Origin of the sequence: Tenacibaculum sp. L6 (genome assembly GCF_028823685.1) — a bacterium.
Classification (GTDB): domain Bacteria; phylum Bacteroidota; class Bacteroidia; order Flavobacteriales; family Flavobacteriaceae; genus Polaribacter.
In genome coordinates, this window is sequence record NZ_JAPEHZ010000020.1 from 1 (window position 1) to 11914 (window position 11914).

Below are 11914 nucleotides of genomic sequence, written 5' to 3' on the forward strand. Positions count from 1 at the left end.
CCAAGCCTCAATTACGATGCTTGGGATTTTTAATTAATCAATCCCCATTGAAAAAAAATATGTTTAGTTGGCAACTACCGCTACCATTAATCTCTTGTATTTGTTCATTTCAAGCAATGCTTCAAAATATTGAGTTATTTGACCTTTTCTCATAAACTCATTTGCATTCTGCTTTGCTATCTCGTATTGTGTAGTAAAGTTTTTCATAATTAACATTGTTTAGTTGTTTTACTAATAAGACAAAGTTCGTGCCAAAATGTTACAGTACTTTTCAAAAAAGCACCCCTTTTAATAGTATTTTAACAATTATGTTCAGTATTTTTGATAAATGAAAAGAGTCGTTATTCTATTTAATTTACTGGTATTTAGTTTGTTTTGTCATGCACAACAAAACGAATTTATCATTGCTGAAAATTATTTTAGAAATAATGAATATGAAAAAGCAATTCAGTTATATAAAGAGTTATACAACCAAAGCCCTTACAACACTACTTATTTAGAAAGATTAATTACTTGCTACCAAGAAACCGAACAATTTTCAGTTGCTGAAGAGCTTCTTTTTCAAAAGTTAAAAGAAAAACCAAATTTAGCTTACTTGCATGTTGTTCTAGGTCACAACTTCGAACGTCAAGAAAAAATAGATACTGCAAACAAACACTATCAATTAGCAATAGAATCCATTAATAACAAGGCTAATTACGGAGCATTAATTGCTGGTATGTTTAAAAATTACAGCAAACTAGATTTAGCTATTGAAACCTTTCAAAAAATAATGGATATAAATCCGAAAGCTAATTATGGGTTTCAAATGGCTCAAATTTATGGTGAAAAAGGTGATTTTAAACAAATGTTCGAATCATACATCGATTTGGTTGATAAAAACGAAGGCTACCTCAACAATGTTAAACGTTATGCTGGTAAATACTTAACCGATGATAGTGAAGATGAAAATAATATTTTATTCAAAAAAGCTTTATTAAAAAGATCTATAAGTAATCCAAAAGACATTTGGAACGACCTACTTTCTTGGTTGTTTATCAGGCAAAAAGAATACAGCAAAGCACTTATTCAAAGCAAAGCATTGTTTGCCAGAGATCCTGATAATTTAAGCAGGATTAATGAACTAGGTAAAATAGCTTTGGAAAATAAAGACTATGAAACTGCTAAAGAATGTTTTGATCTTATTATAGAAAACACCAATTACCCAAGAGATAAGTTTGCTGCTATAAACAACAATTTGAGAATAGCTATAGATACAAGCCAACCAGACATTGACCAACGTTTTGATGCTATTTTTAAAGAATACGGTATAAATTCAAACACACTATTCACCCAAATAGCTTATGCTGATTATTTAACCTTTACCAAAAACACTCCTGAAGAAGCTGAAATTATTTTACACAAATCTTTAGATTTTTCTAACTCAAGGTTTATAAAAGCATCAATAAAATTAAAATTAGGAGATGTTTTAGTGTACATGGGTAAATTCAATAAAGCTCTTATTTATTATTCGCAGGTACAAACCTCATTTAAAAATCATAATATAGGTCAAGAAGCTCGTTTTAAAGTTGCCCAAGCATCTTACTTTAAAAATGATTTTAAATGGGCTAAAGCACAACTAAAAGTTTTAAAAGGATCAGCATCTCAACTTATTGCCAACGATGCTGCAAACCTGTTTTTAACTATTTCAGATAACGAACCTAAAGACAGCATTTCTTCAGGATTGAAAGAATATGCCAAAGCCGATTTGTTAGCTTTTCAGAATAAAAACGACCAAGCTATTGCTATTTTAAGTGAAATTATTACAACTTATAAAGGACAAGCTATTGAAGATGAAGCCTTGTTTAAACAAGCCCAATTATTTATTAAAAAGAAGCAATATGATGAAGCTATTTTAAACTACGCTAAAATCGTAGCCTTAGATAAAAACGGAATTTATGTTGATGATGTTTATTACTACATGGCAGAATTATACAACAACGAATTAAATAACCCAGAAAAGGCTAAAGAATACTATCAAAAGATTATTTTTGACCACCCTTCGAGCATCTATTTAGTAGAAGCTCGTAAAAAGTTTAGAAAACTAAGAGGAGACGATATTTAACAAATCAATTTGAAAATTTGAAGATGCATAAATTACTTCATTTCCAGATTTTTAAATTCCCAAATTAAAAAGAATGTACATATACAATGTAACCGTAAATATAGACGAAAGTATCCACGCTGAATGGTTAACTTGGATAGAAAGCCATATTCCCGAAGTATTAGCAACAGGGCATTTTATCAGCGCAAAAATGACGCAAGTCCTAGTTGAAGAAGAAATGGGAGGAATTACCTATTCTATTCAATATACAGCAAGAACTCGTGAAGATTTGGATAACTACTACAAGTACAGTGCAGATAAACTACGTAACGACGGATTAATAAAATTTGCAGATAAAATGCTTGCATTCCGTACAGAACTTAAAGTAGTTAATGAGTTTTATCCTACTGTGAACAGCAACTAAAGATGCAAGAAAAAATCTATCAAAAGAAAAAAAAACTACTCATAATCGTAGGAATACTCATAGCAACTTTAGGTGGAGTTATGGGATATTACACTTATGATAATAACCCTTGGGAAACCATTAGTGGAGTAATTAGCGGGATAGGTTTTGGACTAACATTTATAGCCTTAACAATAAAACCACCAACCAAATAGATACAATAAAGAATGACCGTAAGAGCTAAAAAACATTTAGGACAGCATTTTTTAAACGATGAAAACATTGCAAAAAAAATAGCTGATACTTTAACCGAAAACGGATACGATAATGTATTAGAAATTGGTCCTGGAATGGGGGTTTTAACAAAGTATTTATTAGAAAAAAAACCTAAAGTTACCGTAATGGAACTTGATTCAGAATCGGTGGTTTACTTACAAGATACCTTTCCTGTTGAACATATTAAGTTAGACACTTCAAAAGAAAAATTTAATATCATTGAAGGTGATTTCTTAAAAAAGGACTTTACAGAAATATTCAACAAACAACAAGTAGCTATTATAGGAAACTTTCCATACAATATTTCATCGCAAATTGTTTTTAAAGCGATTGAAAACAGAGAGTATGTTCCTGAGTTTTCAGGAATGTTTCAAAAAGAAGTAGCTGAACGAATTGCTGAAAAAGAAGGAAGCAAAACCTACGGAATATTATCCGTATTAACACAGGCTTTTTTCGATGCTGAGTATTTATTTACGGTTCCTCCTTCTGTTTTTAATCCTCCTCCAAAAGTAGATTCTGGAGTTATTCGTCTTATCAGAAAAGAAAATTATACACTTCCTATTGATGAAAAATTATTCTTTAGAGTCGTAAAAACTGCTTTCAATCAACGAAGAAAAATGTTACGTTCAAGCTTAAAATCTTTCAATCTTTCGGATAGCTTAAAAGAAGACCCTATATTTGCGATGCGTCCCGAACAATTATCGGTACAAAAATTCATAGAATTGACACAAAAAATAGCGCAAGACAACAGTTAAACGCTTACTTTTAAGTTAGTTTTAGAACATTCAACTCTCTATTATCGGCTAAAATCGTAAACGATGGCATTAGAAATTACGAAAGACTTACTAGAGCGCGTAGAAGAGCTTATACAAAATCAGAAAGATAAATCGCTTTCTAAATTCTTCTCAGAATTCCACCACGCGGATATTGCAGAAGTTTTAGATGAATTGTCTTTCGATGATGCTGTATATATCATTCGACTACTTGATAGTGAAACCACCTCGGAGGTATTAATGGATGTTGATGAAGAGGTGCGTGAAAACATTCTAGAACAACTTTCTGCCAAAGAGATTGCCGAGGAAATTGACGAATTAGATACCGATGATGCTGCCGATGTTATCGCTGAACTTCCAGAAGAGCGTAAACAAGAAGTAATCCAACAAATTGAAGACCGTGAACACGCTAAAGAGATTGTTGAATTATTACGTTACGATGAAGACTCTGCTGGGGGATTAATGGCAAAAGAGCTTGTAAAAGTTAATGAAAACTGGAATGTACTTACCTGTGTTAAAAAAATGCGTTTACAAGCAGAAGAGGTTACCAGAGTGCACTCTATTTACGTAGTAGATGATGAAGGAAAGTTAAAAGGGCGTTTGTCTTTAAAAGACCTTTTAATGGCATCTACCCGTGCAAAAATATCAGACGTTTATATTCCGAAAGTAGATTTTGTTCATGTTCATGATAAAGCTGAAGAAGTTGCTAATATTATGAGTAAATATGACCTTGAAGCTATTCCTGTTGTTGATGAATTAGGTGTTTTAGTAGGAAGAATTACCATTGATGATATTGTTGATGTAATTAAAGAGGAAGCTGAAAAAGATTACCAATTAGCTGCCGGTATTACCCAAGATGTAGATTCTGAAGATAGTATTTTTGCCTTAACCAAAGCACGTTTACCTTGGTTATTCTTAGGAATGGTTGGTGGACTGAGTGCTGCTAGCATTATGGGAGTTTTTCAAGATGCTATGGAAAAAAGTCCTATTCTCTTTTTATTTACACCACTAATTGCGGCGATGGCGGGTAATGTAGGAGTACAATCCTCAGCAATTATTGTACAAGGTTTAGCTAATGACGGAATTAAAGGTTCTATCTGGAATCGTTTATTAAAAGAAGTTTCTTTAGCAATGCTTAATGGGGTAATCTTAGCTATTTTATTATTCTCTTTTGTATGGATAGCCAAAGGGGATTTTCAAGTAGCTTTAGCGATTTCTACTTCACTATTTTCAGTTATTATTGTCGCTGGTTTGGTTGGTACCTCTATTCCGTTAATTTTAGATAAATATGGAATAGATCCTGCTATTGCAACAGGACCTTTTATTACTACCAGTAATGATATTTTTGGAATTCTAATTTACTTTTCAATAGCCAAAATGATTATTGGCTTTTAATCGAAGAGCATAGCCAAGGAATAAATTCCCCAGAGCTTTCCCGTAGTTTATTCTATCGATTCTACTTTTTCAATCAGATTATCAATTTTTTCATCAGGAATAAAGCCTTTCAACATTAATACAGCTCCGAAAACGATGAGTAATATTCCCATTCCACGTTTTATACGGTAAATAACTAAAGGAGTTAATCTACTTTTTAATTGTTTTGCTAAAAGTATCTTTCCTAAATCGGTAATCATATATCCTGCTATTACAGTACCAAAATACCATACTAAATACTTCGGATTCATATCATAAGTAGGACCAATTACCACAATCAATCCTAACCAAAACGCTAAGACTCCAATATTGATAAAGTTTAAAAAGAATCCTTTAAGCAACAGTTTTAGGTAGTTGTTGCTTTCTGGTAAAGCAACATCAGGTGCTTCTGCTTCCTTTTTATTGTTTTTATCTAAATAAGTGATTAATCCGTAAACAATTAAGACCAATCCGCCGATAAGAAACAACCGCGGATCGTCTTTTATTTTTTCTAACAGACTTCTACTTCCAAAGTAGGCAATTAACATAAAAGAAATATCTCCTAAAATTACCCCAAGATCAAACGCAATGGCTGCTCGAGCACCCTTTAAAATACTTGTTTTTATTAGCATAAAAAACACTGGCCCTATCATAAAAGCCATAAAAACACCTACTAAAAAAGCATTTTTAAAATCGTAGAAATCCATAGTTATAAAGTTACGACTTACTAAACATCGTCAAAATCTACCACAATCTTCTGAGTCGTAGGATGTGCTTGACACGTAAGAATCAATCCTTCTTCTAATTCTTCGTCTGTTAAAATTGAGTTTTTCGCCATTACTGCTTCTCCTTCGGTAACTTTTGCAATACAACTACTGCAAACCCCTCCTTGACAAGAATAAGGAGCATCTAATTTATGGTGTAAAGAAGCTGCTAAAACCGTATCTGTCTTCTCCATCATAAAAGTATGCTCTTCATCATCTAACAGTACAGTGATTTCAGATTTTCCATCAGGAATATTTAACGCTGCTTCTTCATCTGAAACGCTTGCGGTAAATAATTCAAAATTGATATCTCTTTCGTCAAACCCATCTTCTTGAAGTGTATTAGAAACCGTTTGAATCATCTCTTCTGGTCCACATAAGTACACTGAATCAAAAGAAATATCTTTATGAATATTCTTTACGAAGTAATTTACAAGTCCTTTGTCAATTCTACCAAACTTAGTATTGGTTTTAACCTCTTGGCTAAACACATAGTGTAAATTTAATTGAGAAGAGTATTTTTCTGCTAACTCATTTAATTCATCGTAAAAAATAGTGCTCTCTGCTTTCTTATTTCCAAAAACCAAAGTAATTGTTGAAGTTGGTTCATTTTCTAACACTACTTTCACCATTGATAAAACAGGCGTAATTCCACTACCAGCAGCAAATGCTAAGTAATTTTTTTCAGCTTGTGGTTCTAAGGTGAATTTTCCTTCTGGTTCAGAAACTTCTAAAAAAGTATTCTCTTTTAATTTTGTAGTTGCATACGTTGAAAACTTTCCGTGATCAACAGCTTTTACAGCTACTTTTATTTGCTTGCTATTTGGTGAAGCACAGATAGAATAAGCTCTTCTTATTTCCTTATCGTCTAAAGTTGTTTTAATAGTAATATATTGTCCTGCAATAAAAGTATAATTACTTGCTAACTCAGCAGGAACATCAAATAAGATTGAAACAGCATCTGCCGTTTCCTTTATTATTTTTTCTATACGTAGTTTGTGAAATGTAGACATCTATTCATTTTATAAGGATTACAAAAATAAGAAACTAAGCACGAACAAAAGTCAGGGTTTTTGTAAAAAGTATACCTAAGAATTTTATACATAAGAAAATTATGTATATTTGTTGCGAGTCGCAAACACAAAAAGCAACTAAAAACAAACCATTCAATATTGACACAATGGGAAATCAGAAATTATATAAAGGTTCTTTACAAACTATTATTTTGAAATTATTAGCTCAAAATGATAAAATGTATGGATACGAAATCACGCAAAAAGTAAAAGAACTTACAAAAGGTGAACTAAAAATTACTGAAGGCGCTTTGTATCCTGCTTTACACAAACTTGAAGCAGAAGGCTTGTTAGATGTTGAAGTTGCTAAAGTTGGTAATCGCTTACGTAAATATTATAAACTTACAGAAAATGGAACGAAAGAAACTGCTAATCGTATTTCAGAAATGCAGGAGTTTTTAAGTACCATGCAACAATTGGTAAACCCTAAGTTTAGTTTGGAGTAATTTTTTTTAGCTATGGAATTAACAAAAGAACAAATACAAGAAATCGATAACTACATTTCTGCATGTGGTATTAAATTTTACGATGTAAAAGCTGAATTAGTAGACCATTTTGCTTCAATTTTAGAAGAGCGCCTAGAAAAAGAACCTGAATTAGATATTAAAAAAGCTATTATAGAAGAACATAAAAAGTTTAGTGACCAAGGCTTTAAAAATTTATTAAAAACAAAAACCGATACTGTTCACAAACGCTTTTATAAGCTGACTTTTTTACACTTAAAATCGTTTTTTAAATTACCTAAACTCATAATAACAATTGCTATTTTTTATCTATTTAAAGAATTAATGAACCTCTTTGAAAACAAAGAACATTTCTTCAATTTACTTAGTGGAATTGGTCTTTTTATTATAGCACAATTGTTCATTCGAGTAACTACTAATATTGGAAGTAAAAAAGATAAATTTCTTGTTCTGAATAAGTCAGACATGTTTTTAAACCTTATAAACTCTCTTTTTATCTTTTTTAATAGTAGTGTTACCTTCAGAAGTGACCAAAGTTTCACTAATAATAATTATAATTTAATTCATTTAGGAGCATTTGTTTTATTACTGCTTTTTTATTGGTCTGGGGAATATGTTTTTTATCAAAATAAACAAACCATAAAAAAACAATATCCTAACGTATTGGTATAAGCTATGGAATTAACCAAAGAACAAATACAGTATATCGAAAACCGATTAATTAAAGACGGTGTAAAATACTGGGATATCCGTATAGAAATGTTAGACCATATTGTTTCTGATATAGAAAGAAATGCTATTACAAAAAACTTTGATTCTGAGCTTCAAAGAGTATTGAAAAATGCTAATTGGGATAAAAATCTGGTTGATATTAATCAGGAAGCATTAAAAAATATAAATAGAAAATATAGAACTCTATTTCATAAAGAAATATTGCTTCTTTTAAAGAATGCTAAGTATATATTCTTTTTAATCACTTTTTGTTTTACCCACTATTTATTATCTAAAAATTTAAATTTCAAAACTTTTGATAGGATTAATATTATTCTTTTTCTTTTCCCTATCATTTTTTATTTAGTTTTTGCCATAAAAGCATGGACTAAAAAATATGGTAAATCTGCAAACTTACTTTATGGCATGTTTTATTTTTCATTTTCGTTTTTAATACTTCAAATGATTCCTCAATTTATGAGAGATACTTCATATGAAAATAAAATTTTAATGTGGTTAATTTTAATTCCAATTTATTACACAATGTCTTTTTCAGGGTATAGGTTATGTAAAAAAGCCATAACAAAAATTGAAATAATGAAAAAAGAATTAGCCATATGAAACTAACCGACCAACATATAGAACAATTATACAAGTTTACACGTCAACATTTTGTTGAGCATTATGATGTGCAAACAGAGTTAGTAGATCACCTAGCTAACGATATTGAACAAATTTGGGAAGAAAATCCAACACTCACATTTGAGCAATCACGTGACAAATCGTTCAAAAAATTTGGTGTTTTCGGATTTATGAATGTCGTTGAAGAAAAACAAAAGCAAATGAATAAAAAGTACAGAAAAATTATTTGGAGCTACCTAAAACAATGGTTTACGCTACCTAAAATAATTTTAACTCTAAGTTCTGTTTTTATCTTTTATTTTTTATTCCAAATACCATATTATGGAAAGTATTTTTTCTATAGCTTGGAAATTTTCTTTTTCCTTTTTATAATAATTAGATGTCAGTTTTTAATCAAGCAACAAAAACAGCGAGTAAAGGAAACTGGTAAAAATTGGTTGTTAGAAGATATTATTTTTAAAATGGCCTCTTCTAACTTTATTGTCTTTTTTTGTAATGTTTATAATATTTTTCGATTAGCAGAACTGATGCATAGAAAAGAATTTACGCTTTTTATTTCTGTCTTTTCGGTTCTTTTAATATTAGTGTCTTACATCACTTTAGAGCTAATCCCTAAAAAGTCAGAAGAACTTCTCGAAGAGCAGTATCCTGAATATAAATTTGCGAACAATTAAAACTCTAAAAATCCAATTATCTAATAGTCCAACAATCTAACCTACTTTTTCCCTTCAACCACAATAACAATCTCGCCTTTGGCAGGTTTTTCAGTATAATATGCTAACACTTCTTTTACACTTCCTCGCTTGGTTTCTTCAAACAATTTTGTCAATTCTCTAGAAACAGATAACTGTCTATCTTCACCAAAATACTCAGCAAAATTTGCTAAGGTTTTTAATAATTTATGCGGACTCTCATAAAAAATCATGGTGCGTGTTTCTTCTGCTAAGAACTGTAACCGTGTTTGACGTCCTTTTTTTACAGGCAAAAAACCTTCAAAAACAAATTTATCATTTGGTAAGCCAGAATTTACTAACGCAGGTACAAAAGCAGTCGCCCCTGGTAAGCATTCCACCTCTATATTGTTTTGTACACAAGCTCTAGTCAGTAAAAACCCAGGGTCAGAAATTGCAGGAGTTCCTGCATCTGAAATCAAAGCAAAAGTTTCACCACTTTGCAAACGTTTTACAATGGTTTCAACCGTTTTATGTTCATTGTGCATATGGTGCGATTGCATGGGCGTAGCAATATCAAAATGCTTTAACAGTTTTCCACTCGTACGCGTATCTTCTGCTAAAATATAATCTACTTCTTTTAAGACTTTTAACGCTCTCAGCGTAATATCTTCTAAATTCCCAATCGGTGTAGGCACCAAATACAATTTGCTCATACAACAAAACTACAAAGTTTTTAGTCTAAAAAGTTAGGAATCTCTACCTTTTTGTACTTTTGCTATATGTCGAACGACCTTTTGAAAAACATTCAAATTCCTGCTGATTTACGTAAGCTAACATCAGACGAATTACCACAACTTGCCAAAGAATTGCGCGAGTTTATTATTGATGTAGTTGCCACTAAAGAAGGACATTTAGGCGCAAGTTTAGGGGTGATAGAGCTAACCATTGCACTCCATTATTTGTTTGATACCCCTAACGATTTATTAGTTTGGGATGTTGGTCATCAAGCTTACGGACATAAAATTTTGACAGGAAGAAAAGACGTTTTTCACACCAATCGTCAGCTTGATGGGATTTCTGGTTTCCCAAAACGCTCTGAAAGTGAATACGACACCTTTGGTGTTGGGCACTCATCTACCGCTATTTCAGCAGCTTTAGGAATGGCAATCGCGTCAAAACTGCAAGGGATTCATAAACATCATATCGCGGTAATTGGTGATGCTTCTATCGCAAGCGGAATGGCTTTTGAAGCGTTGAATCATGCAGGAGACACCAATGCTAATTTGTTGGTTATTCTGAATGATAATGCGATTGGTATTGATCCGTCGGTAGGTGCTTTAAAAGATTATTTAACGAAGATAAAATCCCCTCGATTGGAGATTGAACAGCATAATATTTTTGAAGCTCTTAACTTTGATTACTCGGGACCAATTGATGGGCATAATTTTGAAGAATTACTACGTGAACTAGATCGATTAAAAAATATTCAAGGTCCAAAGTTTTTGCATGTAATTACTACTAAAGGAAAAGGATTACGACAAGCAGAGCAAGATCAAGTAAAATACCATGCTCCTGGAAAGTTTGATAAAATTTCTGGTGATGTATTACCCAAAGAAGAAAGCAAGTACACAAAATATCAAGATGTTTTTGGTAAAACCATTGTTGAATTAGCACAGCAAAACGAAAAAATTGTAGGAATTACTCCTGCTATGTTAACAGGTAGCTCCTTAAAGTTTATGATGCAAGATTTTCCTGATCGTACTTTTGATGTTGGTATTGCCGAACAACATGCAGTTACCTTAGCTGCTGGTATGGCTACCCAAGGATTAATTCCATTTTGTAATATTTATTCTACTTTTTTACAACGTGCTTACGATCAAGTAATTCATGATGTAGCTTTACAAAACTTACCTGTAATTTTCTGTTTAGACAGGGCTGGATTGGTTGGTGAAGATGGAGCAACACACCACGGAGTTTTTGATTTAGCATATTTGCGTTGCATTCCGAATTTAATTGTTTTTGCTCCTCGAAACGAAATTGAGTTGCGTAACATGATGTTTACCGCTCAACAAGGATTGAAACATCCGATTGCAATTCGTTACCCGAGAGGAAAAGGAAAATTAGAACAATGGCAACTTCCTTTTGAAAACATTGAAACAGGGAAAGGAGTTTGTTTAAAAGAAGGAAATCAAGTAGCGGTGTTATCTATTGGAACAATAGCTGATAATGTCTCAAAAGCAATAAATCAGCTCGAAAACAAAGAAGCTGTGGGACATTACGACCTTCGTTTTGTGAAACCATTAGACACCGAACTTTTAGATGAAGTTTTCAATAAATTCGACACCATTATTACTATTGAAGATGGTACGATTAAAGGCGGATTTGGAAGTGCTGTATTAGAATATGCTTCCGAAGTAAATCATCGAGGAAAAATTAAACTGTTAGGAGTTCCTGATGAATTTATACATCATGGCACTATTCAACAATTACACGAAATTTGTGGGATAGATGCTGAGTCCATCAAAAAAACAATTCAAAATCTAGTATAAAAGAAAAGCGAACCAAATTGGTTCGCTTTTCTTTTATGATAACTCTCAGAATATTCCGAGGTATTTCTCTTAGTTATTTAAAGCTTCGC

14 protein-coding genes are annotated in these 11914 nt (G+C 31.9%); 10 read left to right on the top strand and 4 right to left on the bottom strand.

Translation table 11 applies throughout. The features are described 5' to 3' along the window. Positions 1-63: 63 nt before the first annotated feature. A complete protein-coding gene (locus tag OU788_RS05740) occupies positions 64-207 on the bottom strand; it encodes a hypothetical protein (RefSeq protein ID WP_166627718.1) in 144 nt (47 codons plus the stop codon). A 121-nt stretch (positions 208-328) separates the two neighbouring features. Here OU788_RS05740 and OU788_RS05745 point away from each other — a divergent pair, with 121 nt between their 5' ends. The 5 genes from OU788_RS05745 to mgtE all read left to right on the top strand — a co-directional run bounded on the left by OU788_RS05745 (position 329) and on the right by mgtE (position 4930). Further along, a complete protein-coding gene (locus OU788_RS05745; protein ID WP_274634272.1) occupies positions 329-2104 on the top strand; it encodes a tetratricopeptide repeat protein in 1776 nt (591 codons plus the stop codon). A gap of 73 nt (positions 2105-2177) precedes the next feature. Beyond that, positions 2178-2507: a DUF4286 family protein gene (locus OU788_RS05750; protein WP_274634273.1), complete on the top strand. Its 330-nt coding sequence runs from the start codon at positions 2178-2180 to the stop codon at positions 2505-2507. A gap of 2 nt (positions 2508-2509) precedes the next feature. Continuing rightward, positions 2510-2701 (top strand): hypothetical protein, encoded by a 192-nt coding sequence (locus tag OU788_RS05755; RefSeq protein ID WP_274634274.1) that lies wholly within the window; start codon positions 2510-2512, stop codon positions 2699-2701. A 12-nt stretch (positions 2702-2713) separates the two neighbouring features. After that, a complete protein-coding gene (gene rsmA / locus OU788_RS05760; protein ID WP_274634275.1) occupies positions 2714-3517 on the top strand; it encodes a 16S rRNA (adenine(1518)-N(6)/adenine(1519)-N(6))-dimethyltransferase RsmA in 804 nt (267 codons plus the stop codon). A 63-nt stretch (positions 3518-3580) separates the two neighbouring features. After that, positions 3581-4930 (top strand): magnesium transporter, encoded by a 1350-nt coding sequence (gene mgtE / locus OU788_RS05765; RefSeq protein WP_274634276.1) that lies wholly within the window; start codon positions 3581-3583, stop codon positions 4928-4930. Between the two features lie 47 nt (positions 4931-4977). Here mgtE and OU788_RS05770 read toward each other — a convergent pair whose 3' ends face one another. Continuing rightward, a complete protein-coding gene (locus tag OU788_RS05770) occupies positions 4978-5655 on the bottom strand; it encodes a LysE family translocator (protein WP_274634277.1) in 678 nt (225 codons plus the stop codon). A gap of 20 nt (positions 5656-5675) precedes the next feature. Then, positions 5676-6725, bottom strand: a complete 1050-nt coding sequence (locus tag OU788_RS05775; RefSeq protein WP_274634278.1) for a ferredoxin--NADP reductase — start codon at positions 6723-6725, stop codon at positions 5676-5678. 167 nt (positions 6726-6892) lie between these two features. On the opposite strand from OU788_RS05775, the gene OU788_RS05780 reads away from it, so the two are divergent. From OU788_RS05780 to OU788_RS05795, 4 genes are read left to right on the top strand one after another with little or no spacing between them, the layout of a single operon-like run. Next, positions 6893-7231 (top strand): PadR family transcriptional regulator, encoded by a 339-nt coding sequence (locus OU788_RS05780; protein WP_274634301.1) that lies wholly within the window; start codon positions 6893-6895, stop codon positions 7229-7231. A gap of 12 nt (positions 7232-7243) precedes the next feature. Next, the gene (locus OU788_RS05785; protein WP_274634279.1) at positions 7244-7921 is read left to right on the top strand and encodes a hypothetical protein; all 678 of its coding nucleotides are present in this window, start codon (positions 7244-7246) and stop codon (positions 7919-7921) included. Between the two features lie 3 nt (positions 7922-7924). Further along, on the top strand, positions 7925-8581 hold the full coding sequence (locus OU788_RS05790) for a hypothetical protein (protein ID WP_274634280.1): 657 nt from the start codon (positions 7925-7927) through the stop codon (positions 8579-8581). Then, the gene (locus OU788_RS05795; RefSeq protein WP_274634281.1) at positions 8578-9276 is read left to right on the top strand and encodes a hypothetical protein; all 699 of its coding nucleotides are present in this window, start codon (positions 8578-8580) and stop codon (positions 9274-9276) included. The genes OU788_RS05790 and OU788_RS05795 overlap by 4 nt, the downstream gene beginning before the upstream one ends. 41 nt (positions 9277-9317) lie before the next feature. Here the strand turns inward: OU788_RS05795 and rsmI are convergent, their stop codons facing one another. Next, positions 9318-9989, bottom strand: coding sequence for a 16S rRNA (cytidine(1402)-2'-O)-methyltransferase (rsmI, locus tag OU788_RS05800; protein ID WP_274634282.1), 672 nt, complete (start codon positions 9987-9989; stop codon positions 9318-9320). Positions 9990-10055: 66 nt separating this feature from the next. On the opposite strand from rsmI, the gene dxs reads away from it, so the two are divergent. Then, on the top strand, positions 10056-11825 hold the full coding sequence (gene dxs, locus OU788_RS05805) for a 1-deoxy-D-xylulose-5-phosphate synthase (RefSeq protein WP_274634283.1): 1770 nt from the start codon (positions 10056-10058) through the stop codon (positions 11823-11825). Positions 11826-11914 lie beyond the last annotated feature (89 nt).